Origin of the sequence: Fusicatenibacter saccharivorans (genome assembly GCF_015557635.1) — a bacterium.
Lineage (GTDB): Bacteria > Bacillota > Clostridia > Lachnospirales > Lachnospiraceae > Fusicatenibacter > Fusicatenibacter saccharivorans.
Genome location: NZ_JADNOP010000009.1, coordinates 138,148 through 152,212, shown reverse-complemented (window position 1 = coordinate 152,212; position 14,065 = coordinate 138,148). Strand labels below are relative to the sequence as shown.

The 14,065-nt window shown below is 45.1% G+C and carries 16 protein-coding genes and 2 pseudogenes; all 18 read left to right on the top strand.

Annotation, left to right across the window (positions count from 1 at the left end):
* The first annotated feature begins 116 nt into the window (after positions 1 to 116).
* The 18 genes and pseudogenes from I2G42_RS09525 to I2G42_RS09445 all read left to right on the top strand — a co-directional run bounded on the left by I2G42_RS09525 (position 117) and on the right by I2G42_RS09445 (position 14,063).
* Entirely contained in the window at positions 117 to 542 is a 426-nt protein-coding gene (locus I2G42_RS09525; protein ID WP_003864588.1) for an N-acetyltransferase, read from the top strand.
* A 115-nt stretch (positions 543 to 657) separates the two neighbouring features.
* Positions 658 to 951 carry an L-2-amino-thiazoline-4-carboxylic acid hydrolase gene (locus tag I2G42_RS09520; RefSeq protein WP_003864587.1) on the top strand — a complete coding sequence of 98 codons (294 nt, stop codon included), beginning with the start codon at positions 658 to 660 and terminating at the stop codon, positions 949 to 951.
* A 33-nt stretch (positions 952 to 984) separates the two neighbouring features.
* On the top strand, positions 985 to 1,167 hold the full coding sequence (locus tag I2G42_RS09515) for a DUF6440 family protein (RefSeq protein ID WP_003864586.1): 183 nt from the start codon (positions 985 to 987) through the stop codon (positions 1,165 to 1,167).
* A 112-nt stretch (positions 1,168 to 1,279) separates the two neighbouring features.
* Entirely contained in the window at positions 1,280 to 2,791 is a 1,512-nt protein-coding gene (locus tag I2G42_RS09510) for a hypothetical protein (protein WP_003864585.1), read from the top strand.
* A gap of 322 nt (positions 2,792 to 3,113) precedes the next feature.
* Positions 3,114 to 3,338, top strand: a complete 225-nt coding sequence (locus tag I2G42_RS09505) for a DUF3791 domain-containing protein (RefSeq protein ID WP_003864584.1) — start codon at positions 3,114 to 3,116, stop codon at positions 3,336 to 3,338.
* The gene (locus tag I2G42_RS09500; protein WP_003864583.1) at positions 3,331 to 3,897 is read left to right on the top strand and encodes a DUF3990 domain-containing protein; all 567 of its coding nucleotides are present in this window, start codon (positions 3,331 to 3,333) and stop codon (positions 3,895 to 3,897) included. The genes I2G42_RS09505 and I2G42_RS09500 overlap by 8 nt, the downstream gene beginning before the upstream one ends.
* Positions 3,885 to 4,115 carry a hypothetical protein gene (locus tag I2G42_RS09495; protein WP_003864582.1) on the top strand — a complete coding sequence of 77 codons (231 nt, stop codon included), beginning with the start codon at positions 3,885 to 3,887 and terminating at the stop codon, positions 4,113 to 4,115. The genes I2G42_RS09500 and I2G42_RS09495 overlap by 13 nt, the downstream gene beginning before the upstream one ends.
* A gap of 200 nt (positions 4,116 to 4,315) precedes the next feature.
* Positions 4,316 to 4,681: a DUF3847 domain-containing protein gene (locus I2G42_RS09490; RefSeq protein WP_015543456.1), complete on the top strand. Its 366-nt coding sequence runs from the start codon at positions 4,316 to 4,318 to the stop codon at positions 4,679 to 4,681.
* Positions 4,681 to 6,408, top strand: a complete 1,728-nt coding sequence (mobQ, locus tag I2G42_RS09485) for a MobQ family relaxase (RefSeq protein ID WP_003864580.1) — start codon at positions 4,681 to 4,683, stop codon at positions 6,406 to 6,408. The genes I2G42_RS09490 and mobQ overlap by 1 nt, the downstream gene beginning before the upstream one ends.
* 38 nt (positions 6,409 to 6,446) lie before the next feature.
* Positions 6,447 to 8,354, top strand: coding sequence for an AAA family ATPase (locus I2G42_RS09480; RefSeq protein ID WP_023843669.1), 1,908 nt, complete (start codon positions 6,447 to 6,449; stop codon positions 8,352 to 8,354).
* A 264-nt stretch (positions 8,355 to 8,618) separates the two neighbouring features.
* On the top strand, positions 8,619 to 8,735 hold the full coding sequence (locus tag I2G42_RS16410) for a putative holin-like toxin (protein ID WP_015543458.1): 117 nt from the start codon (positions 8,619 to 8,621) through the stop codon (positions 8,733 to 8,735).
* Between the two features lie 303 nt (positions 8,736 to 9,038).
* Positions 9,039 to 9,221 (top strand): hypothetical protein, encoded by a 183-nt coding sequence (locus I2G42_RS09475; protein WP_015521925.1) that lies wholly within the window; start codon positions 9,039 to 9,041, stop codon positions 9,219 to 9,221.
* Positions 9,222 to 9,247: 26 nt separating this feature from the next.
* Positions 9,248 to 10,945 carry a recombinase family protein gene (locus I2G42_RS09470; RefSeq protein WP_015521926.1) on the top strand — a complete coding sequence of 566 codons (1,698 nt, stop codon included), beginning with the start codon at positions 9,248 to 9,250 and terminating at the stop codon, positions 10,943 to 10,945.
* 75 nt (positions 10,946 to 11,020) lie between these two features.
* A pseudogene (locus I2G42_RS09465) lies at positions 11,021 to 11,098 on the top strand (Maff2 family mobile element protein); the annotation flags it as partial.
* A gap of 11 nt (positions 11,099 to 11,109) precedes the next feature.
* Positions 11,110 to 11,976: a VirB6/TrbL-like conjugal transfer protein, CD1112 family gene (locus I2G42_RS09460; protein ID WP_055228200.1), complete on the top strand. Its 867-nt coding sequence runs from the start codon at positions 11,110 to 11,112 to the stop codon at positions 11,974 to 11,976.
* Between the two features lie 15 nt (positions 11,977 to 11,991).
* Positions 11,992 to 12,429: pseudogene (locus I2G42_RS16840) on the top strand (hypothetical protein); the annotation flags it as partial.
* Between the two features lie 282 nt (positions 12,430 to 12,711).
* Positions 12,712 to 13,491: a DNA-methyltransferase gene (locus I2G42_RS16835; protein ID WP_055228202.1), complete on the top strand. Its 780-nt coding sequence runs from the start codon at positions 12,712 to 12,714 to the stop codon at positions 13,489 to 13,491.
* A 2-nt stretch (positions 13,492 to 13,493) separates the two neighbouring features.
* Complete coding sequence (locus I2G42_RS09445; RefSeq protein ID WP_330417617.1) at positions 13,494 to 14,063, top strand: MT-A70 family methyltransferase; 570 nt, start codon at positions 13,494 to 13,496, stop codon at positions 14,061 to 14,063.
* Positions 14,064 to 14,065 lie beyond the last annotated feature (2 nt).

The window sequence follows — 14,065 nt, the reverse complement described above, 5'->3', positions numbered from 1 at the left end:
GAGGAGCCGTATGCGGGAAAGCCGCACGTACGGATCTGTGAGGGGCTAAGATTGAGAGGTCTTAGTCTACTCGACTGAAAAATTGAGAAAATCGGAGTTTGAGGAGCATCACCGTTATGATTAGAGAATTACGGAAAGTGGATATAAATAAAGTTGCAGAAATATGGTTAGATACAAATATAAAGACACATTATTTTATCTCTGCTCAATATTGGAAAAGTAATTTTGAGTTAGTAAAAGAACTTCTATTACAGGCAACTGTCTATGTTTACGAGGATAAACAGGAAATACAGGGTTTTATAGGGTTAAGTAACGAATACATTGAAGGTATTTTTGTTTCTGCCGAAATGCAATCTCAAGGTATAGGTAAAATTTTGCTAAACTATGTAAAGGGAAAAAGAAACAAATTAATCTTAAATGTATATCAAAAAAATACACGGGCAATATCCTTTTATCAAAGAGAAGGATTTGAGATTCAGTATAGCGGTTTGGATGAAGCTACTGGAGAAAAAGACTATGTAATGGCATGGCAGCAGAAATAGAAATTCAAGTTTTAGTGTTTGGAAAATTATGACTTAGTGTGCAAGTTGGGAGAAAATATGGTAACGGAAAAAGAGAAAAAAGCATGTCGATTTATTGCCGAATGGCTATAAGATTGTGAGACAGTCTCTGGTAGATGATCTGGAGGGCGAAAAAAAGGTATGTTGGGAGACAGAAATTTTGCAGGATGATGATAGTGGATTTACTTATGAAATCAGCAGGTGTCTGTATTTCGATACCTGTAAGGAACATGGCTATGCAGAGTTCTGCAAAGTATTTTGCAACCATGACTGGTATGCTTATGGAGTATTAAAGCATCATTCGAGATTTATCAGAAAATCGACGATTGCCGAAGATGGAACTGTATGTCATGATACAATCGAGAAAGTAACAGAGAAACATTTTTTATAAAACCGAAAAATTGATTATGGGAGGAAATTGAAAATGGCGAAAGAAGAGAGATTTGAAAAAATATATTCTCAGGGAGCATTAACTACTACTGAGATATGGGTGGATAAGGAAACTGGTGTGAATTATTTATATCATGCATGTGGGTATTCAGGTGGACTGACTCCATTGTTGGACAGAGATGGGAAACCAGTTATTTCTCAGGCTATAAATAGATGACCTTAGAAACAGCAACTGTTATGGTAAGTAACAGCATCGTCACAATATGTATATGGTCGATTGGTGTGTGCGGTAATATACTATATTCAGAAAAACAATTCAGGAGATTTTTATGAGAAGATCAGGTTGGACAAAATGGTTGATCGTGATTCCGGCAATGCTAGGCATTGTGTTGGTGACCTATGTGCGGTATACAACGGATATCTGGGGATTTGGTGCATTTATCTGCCAGCTGATTGCAATTTTGGAATTGGCTTATGGTCTGCGAATTGCGATGCTGGCACAGAATAGAAAGAAGTCCTATCGGTTAACACCGGAAGAACGACATGAGTATGCACGGTATTTATATGAGAAGCAATATCACCGTTACCCTGCTGTAGCGAATCAGATGCTTTTGGTTATGGCACGGATGAGTGTACTCCTTAACAATTATGAACGGGCTGCACAGGAGCTGGCAGATATTCGTATAGATAAATTCAATCCAGCACAGTTGAAGTTGTATTATTACCTGAAAGTGGTTACAGCAATGGCAGCAGGAGATGCGACAGGGATTCAAGAGAGCCAGATGTGTTACGCAGGGATTCCGGATACTAAATGCACATATCCGTCAAAAGCAGAGCTTGCTATGTGGATAGAGCAGAGAGCGGCAGCGCAGATGGCAGAGGCACTGAAGAAGGCAGTGCCGGATAAAAAAGAGCATCCGATACGGATCAGTATCATTACTTTGGTTCTTGCGTATAGTACCTTCTTCTATGGATTGTGGTATGGTATAAAACGTGATATGGGATATGAAGTGAGATATCGTTTCGCAGAAATATCGATTACTGTTATTACAATCAGTCTGGCGGTTCTTTTGATCTGGGGGATCGTGAGTTTATACAGACACAATTGCCAGGCATTATCCATACAATTCGGTAAAAACAAAGTGGCATTGATAATTGTCTATGGAGCTGCTGCGATATTTGCACTTTTGATTATTGGAATGAGTGGTCTGAGTGTAGTGTTCGGAATGGATGGAACAGAAACGGTGACTGGTTGTGACAGCAAATATACGTATATAACTGTGCAGGAAGATTATGGTGGTGAACGGAGATACAGAACCAATAATCCATTTGTTATGCAGAGTATGGATGGTCTGTGGTGGTCTTCGGATACAATAGATGAAGAAGATAATCAAGAAGAGGATACTACAGAATTACCGGATTTGGATACAGAGAATTCAACAGATTCAGAGGATATTCAGAGTGGAAATACCATAGAAGATTACGAGACAGAAGGGCAGCATGATGGTCTGACAATTCAAAATGCAATGCTGGCAGTTTATAATTACCTTCAGGAGCAGAATACACTTCAAAATATGGCGTTCAGTTACACGGCGAATGCAAAGGGAGAAGTCTATGCTGTCGTCAGCGAAACGCAGGAAACAAAGAACGGTAATACGGTAAATGTGAGATACTGTCTGTACGATAATGGTTCCAAGACAGATGCAGATGGTAATTCCTGCGAAGAACTGGTGTTAGAAAAAGTATATCCGGATGGCAATTACGAGACCGAATTGGTAGATTTTTATCTGGTAAATGCAGATACGATGCAGGTGACAGACGAACAGAAGAATACGTGGTAAAATAAATTCTGGGGAAGTAGGTGCATTGTATGACAATGAGAGAAAAAATAAAACTATTATCGTAAATGTTTCAAGCGGACTGGGTTCTTTTGGAAGTATGCAAAAGGACTCCAAGACATAAGAGGTGAACTGCGCTGATCCAGGTGCCACGGCAACAGATTTGAATGTCGACGGAGGAAAGCAAACAGTACAGGCGCAATCGTAAAACTTGCAATGATTGATAAAACCGGACTAACAGTAACTTTTATTAGTCGATTTGGAAATATGCCTTGGTAATCAACAATTCCGGTTTTACTGACTAAGAAAATGAGGAGGATTCATAATGAGTGAGAAAACAGAGATTACTTTTATGCAAACAAGACTAATCCGGCTTGCTTCAGAAGAGTGGCATTTACCTGTTGAACAGATTATCCACTTGTTTAAAGAAGCCGATGTTCTTGGATATATAGAAAAATGCTATGGGATTTTTCATTGTGAAGGCGATGAAGCTGTGCTTGAAGATATTACTGAATTTTTGCAAAGAAAGGGGATAGAGATTAGTGCTTGAGTTAAAAGATGGATTTGTTCTCTATCATGGAAGTTATTGTGAAGTAAAAGAGCCAGATCTTGCCAAATGTGCAAAGAGAAAAGATTTTGGACAGGGATTTTATTTAACCACATCAAAGGAACAGGAAGAAAGTTTTCTGAGAACCTCAATAGCCAAAGCCATCGCAACCGGAACAATTGAAGAGGGGCAGAAGTTTGGATATATTTCAACTTTTGAATTCAAACTTTCAGAAAATCTTGAAACGCATATTTTTGAAAATGCAGATGTGGACTGGTTACATTGTATCGCCGCTCACCGAAAGAAAAAAATGTTTATTGAGGTTGAACGTGAAATGGCAAAATATGATATCATTGCAGGAAAGATTGCGGATGATGCAACAAACGCTACTCTTACCGCTTATCTTGCGGGTGCTTTTGGGACTGCAGGTGATAAAGTAGCAGACGATTTCTGTATCAGACAGTTGCTGCCGAATAAATTGAAAGATCAATACTGCTTTAAAACTGAGGCAGCTATTGAGTGTCTGAAATTTGTGAAAGGTGAGAAGATATGGCTGAAGTAACAATTCCAAAGGAAAAAATGAATTATACAATCGACCTTCTGATCACTATGGTGACAGATGAAATCGCAGAAGAGACAGGCAAGGACAGAAACGAGGTATTGACAGATTTTTTGTGTTCAAAGACAGGAAAAGCACTGTATGATGAGAAGACAAAGCTGTGGTGCACTGGTCCGGCATATATAGCTGAACTGTATATGGAAGAATTAAAGAAATCCTGATATGGGATGTGAGTTTAAATTTATACGACAATGGTGACAAAGACTTTCATTCCAAGGAGCAACAATTAAATATTTCAAAAACGCTGAGGTCAGCATTTCCTAATCACAGGACAACGACCTCAGTTTTTTATACCCAGGAATCGGCATTCATGAATAAGCCGGTTCTTTTTGTTTACAGAAAAAAGAAGGAGTACAAGAAAATGAGCAGAGCAAAAAATCCAAAGTATGAATCCATGTCATTGGAGGAACTGAAGGCCAACATGGAAAAGAGCAGACAGGAACTGGAGGCAGCAATTCACCACAAAAACATTCTGGAGCAGCGGAAGAAGCTGGTAGAACGCAGGGAACGTTCCCACCGGCTGATTGTCAAAGGGGCAGAGTTTGAGAAAGTATTTCCGCTGTCCAGAGATCTGGAACAGGAAGACGTCCAGGACATGATGAATCAACTGCAGAACAGCAGTTACAACAAGAGTATTGTGCGGCAGGCTCATATAGCCGCCTTACACAAAGATCAACAGCAGATTGCAGAAGCAGTAAAAAAGACAGAGAAGGGAGATGACAGTTAATGGCACTGTATCATTTTTCAGTAAGGAATGTATCCAGAGGGAAAGGGCAGATGGTGGTCGCTTCCGCAGCCTATATTTCCGGGCAGAGGATTTTTGACAGTTATTACAACAAGATACACGATTATACGAGCAAGTCAGGTGTGATATTTACAGAAATCCTGACACCGGAGTATGTGCCAGAGCGTCTGACTGACAGGGAAACACTCTGGAACGAGGTGGAGCATGTGGAACGGAACAACAAGGCACAGCTTGCCTATTCGTTTGACATTGCACTGCAGAATGAATTGACACTTGAGGAAAATATCAGACTGGCAAAAGAGTTCTGCCAGGAGCAGTTTGTGGCACGTGGCATGATCGTGGATCTGGCAGTCCATGAGGGAAAAGCGGAAAATGAAGAAGAACCGGATAATCCCCATTTCCATGTGCTTGTCCCAATCCGTCCTTTTACAGAGGAAGGAATCTGGGGCAATAAGCAGAGAAGGGAATATATTCTTGATGAGGATGGAAACCGGGTGAAGGATGCCAAAGGAAAAGATATGTTCAATGCTGTTTCTACTACCGGATGGAATGATCCGGAGCTTTTAAAAGAATGGCGGCGGGCATGGACAGAGAAAGTAAATGGGAAATTCAGGGAGTGCCACATGGCATCCAGAATCGACCACCGTTCCTACAAAGAACAGGGGATTGACCTGATCCCGACCATCCATGAGGGATATGAAGTCCGGGCAATGGAGAAAAAGGGAATCAAAACGGTGATCGGAGAATTGAACCGGGCAATCCGGCAGTTTAACCAGATGTTTATTTCTCTGAAAGAATCCATTCAGTGGATGAAGACAGCTTATGAGGAAATGAAAGCAGAGCTGGATCGCAGGCAGAACCCGACACTGCTGGAAAGCCTGCAGGATTATTATGATAAAAAGACACAGGGCAGACCACCACTTCCCAATTTTTATGCGGAGATGAAACAGAGAGGTAAGAATCTCTCCAATTTACAGGAGTTTGCAAAATCCATCAGTTATCTTCAGACACATCAGATAGAAACGATGGATGACTTGCAGGAACGGATTGAGGAACTGAACGGTGTTGTTTCTGTCAGTAAAAAAGAAATTTCTGAAAAGCGGAAACAGTTAAAGGAACTTGAGAATCTGGAAAAGATGGCAGAGGTAATAAAAACAAATCAGCCATTGATTGATGAGTATAACCATTTCTATTTTCAGAAAAGACGGGAGAGATATTATCAGCAGCATAAAAAAGAAATCAATTATTACCGCAAATGTGAACGGGAACTGAAACAACATCTGGATAAAAATGGAAAAGTGCCAACTGCCAGATGGAAACGGGAGAAAGAAGAACTTCAGGCGGGGATCGAAGAGCTGAAAGCAGATAATCAGCCGTACCAGGAGGAACTAACTTTTGTGAAAAAGGTACAGAGCTGTGCGGATATTGCCAGACGTGACCGGGAAATGGCAGAAGCAGATACTTCCGGGCGTTCAGAAGAAAAAAGGGAGAAGCAGGTGAAGTTCCCGACATTTTACACAGTTCAGGCGAAAGAGATTCTTGAAGAAAACGGGAAAGCAGAGCAACAGCCGTTGAACCAGTCGGAGCAGAATCCAGAAAAGAAGACCTCTCTTCTGAGAAAACTGGATGAAAAAAAGAAAGAGTGTGCAGAGCGTGATGCAAAACAACAGGCAGTGAAGAAAAAGCGAAACTATGACATGAGTTTATAACAGTCTGTCAGCAGGACAGACGGGAAAGGATGAGCAAAATGCAGTATACAGAAGAACAAATTATAAGAGCAAATCAGACAGATCTTGTTTCTTTTCTGAGCGCACAGGGAGAACAACTAGGGAAAAGCGGAAAGGAATACCGTTGGAAAAAGCATGACAGTGTAACGGTATCCGGAAACCGGTGGTACAGGCACAGTCAGGGGAGGGGTGGCTATCCGGTGGATTTTGTGATGGAATTTTACAATGCCACATTTCCGGAAGCTGTCAAGATGCTAACCGGGGAGGAAGGCGAAGGCAGGAACAGTACCTGCCCCGCCCCGTCCCCTGACTTCCGATTACCAGAGAAAGAGGAAAATAATGATAGAATCATCAGATATCTGACAGAAAACAGAGGGATTGAAAAGAATATGGTGGAGGAATGGATCGGCAGTGGGGATATTTATGAAGAAAAGAAGCACCATAATGTGGTGTTTGTTGGCAGAGATGCAGACGGTATTCCAAGATATGCCCATTGCAGGGGAACTGGTGAAACAAAATACCGGGGAGATGTGGCTGAATCTGATAAATCTTACGGATTCTGTCACAGAGGGACGGATAATCAGTTGTTTGTGTTTGAAGCAGCCATTGATCTGCTTTCTTTTATCCAATTATTTCCCAAAGACTGGAAAAAGCGGAGCTACCTGAGTCTGGGTGGCATTTCCAGTGCGGCACTGATGGCTTTTCTTTCTGAACGCCCTCAGATTACTTCGGTTTTCCTGTGCCTGGATAATGACCATGCAGGGAATGAAGCCAGTGAGAAATTGGCAATAGAAATCCCGGACGGATACAGTGTCATCCGTCTGAAACCGTCCCGAAAGGACTGGAATGAAATCCTCTGTGATAAAAATGCAGACAGGAAGAAATCAATCATTGAAACAGTTACAATGAAAGTACCGGAGAAGGAAGAACTGGTGCCGATGTTGTGTTATGAAGACATTGAACAGACCAGTGTAGAATGGCTGTGGTTTCCCTATCTGCCATTTGGAAAACTGACGATTATTCAGGGCAATCCAGGAGAGGGAAAAACTTATTTTGCCATGATGCTGACCGCAGCCTGCACGAACCGTAAGACTTTCCCGAACATGGAAGAGATTGAACCTTTTAATGTGATCTATCAGACTGCAGAAGACGGTATGGGAGATACGATTAAGCCGAGGCTGGTGGAAGCAGGAGCAGACCTGAGTCGGGTGATGGTCATTGATGATACAGAGGAAGCATTGACGTTATCCGATGACCGTATTGAAAAAGCAATCCGTCAGAATCAGGTCAGACTTTTAATCATTGATCCGGTACAGGCTTTTATCGGTGCCGATGTGGATATGAACCGGGCAAATGAAGTCCGTCCGGTATTCCGGAAACTGGGAATGATCGCTGAAAAGACCGGTTGTGCGATTGTGCTGATCGGACATCTGAATAAATCTTCAGGGACACAGAGTACTTACCGGGGACTTGGTTCTATTGATATCATGGCGGCGGTGAGAAGCCTGCTTTTTATCGGGAAAGTAAAGAAAGACCCGACAACAAGAGTACTGATCCATGAGAAAAGTTCTCTTGCACCTCCAGGTGAGACGATGGCATTTAAACTTGGAGATGAAGAAGGATTCCGCTGGGTGGGAGCTTATGAGATTTCCGCAGATGATCTTCTGGACGGAAAGGAAGGAAAGCCGACAGAAACAAAACTGCAACGGGGAACGAAACTGATCTATGAACTGCTTGCAGACGGAAATGCAGTCACAATCCGGGAACTGGATGAAAAGGCAAAAGCACAGGGAATCTCCCAGAGAACCATGCGAGAAGCCAGAAGCCGGATGAAAGAAGAACTGGATTATCGGATGAATGAAAAGCAGGAAAATACCATTCGATTAAAAAAACAAGGGAGAATGGGTGACGGCAGAATTTTGGAGTGAACGGCAGGCTTTATAGATACCCTATCTGCCGTCTGCCGTCTGCCGGTGCAAGGCAATCAAACGGAAATAGCAGGTATCCATACAGAATAAGGATTGCTGTGAATCTGGAACAAAAATGAATTGTAATATGGCGGATATAATGGTATGATTATCCGGTAACAGCAATGTTACGGGGAAGCACCTGTGACAGGGTGTGGCTGCCTCCTGATATTTACAGACCGGAGCCTTTCGGGGTTCTGAGATGAAAGAAAGGAGGTGCGTGATATGACAGCTTATGAGATTATCTCAATATTCTTAGGCGTACTCAGTTTACTGATCGCTTTTGGTAGCCTGTTAATTGCGATTATTGCCTTTCTTGATCGGAAGAACAAGAGGAAATAAAAATGCCTATCCTGTCTGCCAACAGGATAGGCGGTGGTCGTAAGACCATTTAGTCAACTCAGGCGGCATCCACTTTGGAGTGGGTGCTTTTCCTATAACAAATGTACCACACATTCCTCTTGTTTTCAATGGGAAAATTAAAATATGCAGTTCATCTGACAGGGATTTATCCCTGTCTTTATTATATCCCCAATTTCTGAAATGTTAATACAAAAATTTTAATATATGTAACCAACAGTCTGGGCAGTTAATCTGTAAAAATGGATTAGCTGCTCTTTTTTTGCAAAAAATGGAGGTTTTACAATGGCAGTGAAGAAGAAAATTATCAACATCAGAGTATATTTTGACGGTGATCAGGACGCAAAAGAAGTGTTTGCAGAGGTGATCGCACAGAAAATACGTGACACGAAAACAAAAGATAAACTTGCAATAATGAAAGATAAGCAGTATAATGATTATGAGTTCAGTAATCTGAAATCTGCGTAGGATGTGCAAAGTAACGGAGGTATCAGATGAACAACAGATATATGAGTAACAATATAGAAAGAAATGCAACCTGGAGAGTTGGTGTATACTGCCGACTTTCCAAAGATGACGAATTGACCGGAGAGAGTGCCAGCATCTCCAACCAGAGAGACATACTGGTGAATTACTGTCAGTCACAGGGCTGGCAGGTGGTGGATGTGTTTCAGGACGATGGTTATACAGGATTGAACACAGACCGACCTGATTTGCAGAGACTTCTCAAAGCCTGTGAAAAAGGACTGGTGAATCTTGTAATTACCAAAGACCAGAGCCGACTGGGACGAAACCATGTACAGACAGGATTTCTGATGGAGGAGTTTTTCCCAAAGCATGGAGTAAGGTATATCGCATTATATGATAATGTGGATACCTTTGCCGGAGACAATGAGATTGCCCCATTTAAGAACGTGCTGAACGAGATGTATTCCAGAGATATTTCCAAGAAAGTCCATGCGTCCTATCACCTGCAGGCAACCAAGGGAAAGTTTACAGGTGTTGTTCCACCACTGGGATATCAGAAAGACCCGGAGGAAAAGGGACATCTCCTGATTGACGACGAGACAGCACCGATTGTCCGGAAAATTTTCCAGTGGGCGGTGGACGGTCATGGGATTAACTTTATATCCAGAGAACTGGAACGCCAGCAGATTCCCTGCCCGTCATGGTGGCACCGGAAACGGGGACTCCGCACCTATTACACAAAATGGGAAAAGAAAGACCCGGAAAATGGGAAATATGTATGGGATGAATCCTATCTGAAATCCCTGCTGATGAATCCCGTTTACTGTGGTGACATGGCTTCCCAGAAAAGGTACTACCGTTTCAAGATTGGCAATCAGGGAGATAAAGCTCCGGAGGACTGGATCACAGTCAGGGATACCCACGAAGCAATCATTCCGCAGGATGTATTTGATCTGGTACAGGCAAAGATGAAAGGCAGGAAACGCCAGACAGAACAGGGAGAATACAGCATGTTTGCCGGATTACTCCGCTGTGCAGAGTGTGGCGGTGCGTTGACGTTGAAGAAGACGCACACCAAAGACCAGCATGAAGTTTATACCTGTTCCACTTATATCCATAAGGGGAAAGCACATTGTACCCAGCACCGGGTGGACGCTGATGACCTGTATGATGCAGTCCTTACCAGAATCCAGGAATGTGCAAAAGCAGTTACCGGAGACGGAACAGAACTGGAAAACCGGGTAAAGGAGTTATGCGAGGAAGATACACAGGGACACAGGGAAAGTCTGGAGAAGCTGGTATCAAAGCAGAAAGACCGCCTGGAAACGTTAGACCGGCTGATTGCAAAACTGTATGATGACCTTATCAATGACAAGATTACAGAATCTGTTTTTGATAAGATGCTGGAGAAGACACAGAAGGAGCAGACAGATATCAAAAAGGAACTTTTCCAGAATGAGAGTGTGCTGAATACGGAAGAAAAACTGGATGCACAGTCCCAGCAGTGGATTGACGATATTAGCGAGTATGCGGACATCAAAGAACTGGATGCCAATCTTCTGAACCGGCTGATCAGTAAAATCGTTATCTCAGAACCGCAGGAGAAAGACGGAACAGAAAATTACTGCCGTACTCCTGAAACGGTCACAATGGAAATTCATTTCAACTTAAAACCAATACCGGAGCTTGGAACCATCGAAAGAGGTTCCGGCTCCCATAAATAAGAAAAATCTATCAAAATTTAATCTATTTTAATCTTTTCAAGGCTCATTTCGAGCAAATATTTTCTCATAAAAGACATAAAACAGCTCATGGCGGGCGGCGGCATCATCGTCATTGGCACCACACTGATCCCTCTGCTGTCTGGCCTGTTTTAAGGTAGGCGCTTATGGATTTTCTCACCGACTGGCTCACAAACTGGCTCAAAGAGCTTCTGATTGGCGGGATCATGGGGAACCTCGAAGGTCTTTTTGATACTGTCAATACCCAAGTCGGAGAGATTGCGGCACAGGTAGGGACTACCCCGGCAGCGTGGCACGCCGGGGTTTTCTCCCTGATCCGACAGCTTTCCGAAACGGTGATCCTGCCGATTGCCGGAATGGTGCTGACCTTTGTTGCCACTTATGAGCTCATACAGATGCTTTTGGAAAAGAACAATATGCACGAGGTTGACGTTGCAAACCTCTATAAATGGATGTTCAAAACAGCCTGTGCAATACTGATCCTGTCAAACACATTCAATATCGTTATGGCCGTGTTCGATGTCTCGCAGAGCGTCATCGCGCAGGCAGGCGGGCTCATTCAAGGCTCTACCGATGTTTCGGCGGATATGCTTGCTGAACTGGAAACCTCGCTGGAGGCGATGGACTTGGGGCCGCTTTTGGGGCTGTGGCTGCAGTCTGCGCTCATTGGATTTACGATGAAGGCGATGGGAATTATCATTTTCGTTTTGGTGTATGGCAGGATGCTGGAAATCTATCTGCTGACCAGTCTGGCCCCTATCCCCGTTGCCACGCTTTCCAACCGGGAGCTTGGCGGCACCGGGCAGAACTATATCAAGTCCCTGTTTGCCGTTGGCTTTCAAGGGCTGCTGATCCTTGTATGTGTTGCAATTTACGCGGTGCTCATTCAAGGCATCGCAACAGGCGGCGATCCCATTGGGGCGATTTGGGGAACTGTGGGCTACACGGTTCTGCTTTGCTTCATGCTCTTTAAGACCGGGAGCATTGCCCAGCGTATCTTTGGCGCTCATTAACAGGAGGTGGTGCTTATGCCGAGAAGATACGGGGCAGACGGAACGCGCTTATGGAATGGAAAAACGCCGGAGGAGTTTACTGAGGCAGACGCTTACCGCTTTATGGCGGAAACAGAGGCCGTCCTGCAAAGAAAAGAGTTGATGGACGACCCCGCCCAGCCTGCTCCGGCAAGCGAAAAGGAGGAATTTTATCTGAGTAAGAAGGACGATGTATTGCTGACCCCGGAGCAGATTGCTGCGGAGGAACGGCGCTGGCTGTTTGATGCTCCCATTGCGGAGCTTGCAGAAGTCAAGGGCGTTAGCATTGATGAGGCAGTAAAAATGCGGACAGATGCTGTCTTGCAGGAGGCGGTTGTTCCGATCACGGTATCTGTCCGTCCGATTGAGCCGCAGGGAAAACTGATCGGCTTCGCCAGCGTCAATTTTGGAGGTGTGGTCATCGACGATTTTAAGGTTGTGGACGGGAAAAACGGGATTTTCCTCGGCGCTCCCTCTAAACCTGATCCTGCCAGCCGGACGGGATACCGGACTACGGTTCGGATTCCTGACCGCGCCACACAGGAACGGATCAATGGGCTGGTGTGGAGGCGTATCATGCGGCGGTGGAACAGCTTGTTGCACGGGCCCAGGCGGTACGGCCTGCCCCGATCAAGGAGCAGATGGCCGAGGCTGCAAAGCAAGCGGGAAAAGAAAACGCTGCCCGGCCTGCGCCTGCCAAGGCAAAGGAGGCCCGTAATGACCGATAGCCGCACTTTGGGACAAAGTGTCCCGAAGGAGGGCTTGTTTCTCATGGATGGCATTGAGGGCCTGCGCTCCCTGCCCAAACATAGCGTGGATATGCTGTTGGCTGATCCGCCTTACGGCACAACCCGGAATTATTGGGATGTGCCCCTGCCGCTCCCGGAGCTGTGGGAGGCGGTGAAATGGGCGGTCAAGCCGAATGGCGCAGTGCTGTTTTTCGCACAGTGCCCCTTTGACAAGGTGCTGGGCGCATCCAACCTCGCCATGCTCCGCTATGAGTGGATTTGGTACAAAGAGCGCGGAACGGGCTTTCTCAATGCAAACCGGGCTCCACTGAAGAAGTCCGAGAACATCTTGGTGTTTTACCAAAAGTCCCCGGTCTACAATCCACAGTTTACTTACGGCAAGCCATATACCCGTGTTCATTCCCGAAGCGGTACAAGCTCTAACTATGGGAAATTTGAACGGCAGGGCTCAGAGTCCAATGATGGCCGCCGCTATCCCGGAAATGTGCTTTTTGTGCCTACGGTGTCCGGCGGCATCCATCCCACACAGAAGCCCGTGGAGCTTTGTGAGTATCTGATCCGCACCTATACCCGCCCCGGCGAATTGGTCGCGGACATTTGCGCGGGCTCCGGCACAACCGCGATTGCAGCTATCAACACAGAACGTCGCTTTGTATGCTTTGAAACGGCCCCGGCCTTTTATGCCGCAGCCAGTGAGCGTATTCGTGCGGCGCAGGCAGTAAAAAGTTCTGGCGAGAAAGGAGTGTAATTATCCAGCAGTATTCTATCATTTACGCCGATCCCCCTTGGCGCTACTCGGCTAAGAAAGTACAGGGCGCGGCGGAAAACCATTATCCCACTATGAGCATTGAGGAGTTATGTGCGTTGCCTGTGGCTGATCTTGCAGCCCCGGACAGCGCACTCTTTTTATGGGCCACTTTCCCGCAGCTCCCGGAGGCGCTCCGGCTGATCGAGGCTTGGGGCTTCACCTACAAAAGCGTTGCTTTCGTCTGGCTGAAAAAGAACAAGAAGGCGGATAGCTGGTTTTACGGCCTTGGCTTCTGGACAAGGGGCAATGCAGAAATCTGCCTGCTGGCAACCAAGGGACATCCAAAGCGGCAGGCTGCCAACATTCATCAATTCATCATTTCCCCGATTGAAGCCCATAGCAAAAAGCCGGACGAGGCCCGCGCCAAAATCATTTCCCTGATGGGCGATCTGCCCCGCGTGGAGCTCTTTGCCAGGCAGACCCCGCCCGGCTGGGCTGTATGGGGAAATGAAGTAACACCAACCATCCCGGACTTTGGGACACATTGTCCCGAAGTGCAGAAAGGAGTGTGATC

What these genes read in the sequence shown, in the direction of transcription:
- I2G42_RS09525 (WP_003864588.1), top strand. Translation starts at nt 117, where the DNA reads ATGATTAGAGAATTACGGAAAGTGGATATAAATAAAGTTGCAGAAATA.
- I2G42_RS09515 (WP_003864586.1), top strand. Translation starts at nt 985, where the DNA reads ATGGCGAAAGAAGAGAGATTTGAAAAAATATATTCTCAGGGAGCATTA.
- I2G42_RS09510 (WP_003864585.1), top strand. Translation starts at nt 1,280, where the DNA reads ATGAGAAGATCAGGTTGGACAAAATGGTTGATCGTGATTCCGGCAATG.
- I2G42_RS09505 (WP_003864584.1), top strand. Translation starts at nt 3,114, where the DNA reads ATGAGTGAGAAAACAGAGATTACTTTTATGCAAACAAGACTAATCCGG.
- I2G42_RS09495 (WP_003864582.1), top strand. Translation starts at nt 3,885, where the DNA reads ATGGCTGAAGTAACAATTCCAAAGGAAAAAATGAATTATACAATCGAC.
- I2G42_RS09490 (WP_015543456.1), top strand. Translation starts at nt 4,316, where the DNA reads ATGAGCAGAGCAAAAAATCCAAAGTATGAATCCATGTCATTGGAGGAA.
- mobQ (WP_003864580.1), top strand. Translation starts at nt 4,681, where the DNA reads ATGGCACTGTATCATTTTTCAGTAAGGAATGTATCCAGAGGGAAAGGG.
- I2G42_RS09480 (WP_023843669.1), top strand. Translation starts at nt 6,447, where the DNA reads ATGCAGTATACAGAAGAACAAATTATAAGAGCAAATCAGACAGATCTT.
- I2G42_RS16410 (WP_015543458.1), top strand. Translation starts at nt 8,619, where the DNA reads ATGACAGCTTATGAGATTATCTCAATATTCTTAGGCGTACTCAGTTTA.
- I2G42_RS09475 (WP_015521925.1), top strand. Translation starts at nt 9,039, where the DNA reads ATGGCAGTGAAGAAGAAAATTATCAACATCAGAGTATATTTTGACGGT.
- I2G42_RS09470 (WP_015521926.1), top strand. Translation starts at nt 9,248, where the DNA reads ATGAACAACAGATATATGAGTAACAATATAGAAAGAAATGCAACCTGG.
- I2G42_RS09460 (WP_055228200.1), top strand. Translation starts at nt 11,110, where the DNA reads ATGGATTTTCTCACCGACTGGCTCACAAACTGGCTCAAAGAGCTTCTG.
- I2G42_RS16835 (WP_055228202.1), top strand. Translation starts at nt 12,712, where the DNA reads ATGACCGATAGCCGCACTTTGGGACAAAGTGTCCCGAAGGAGGGCTTG.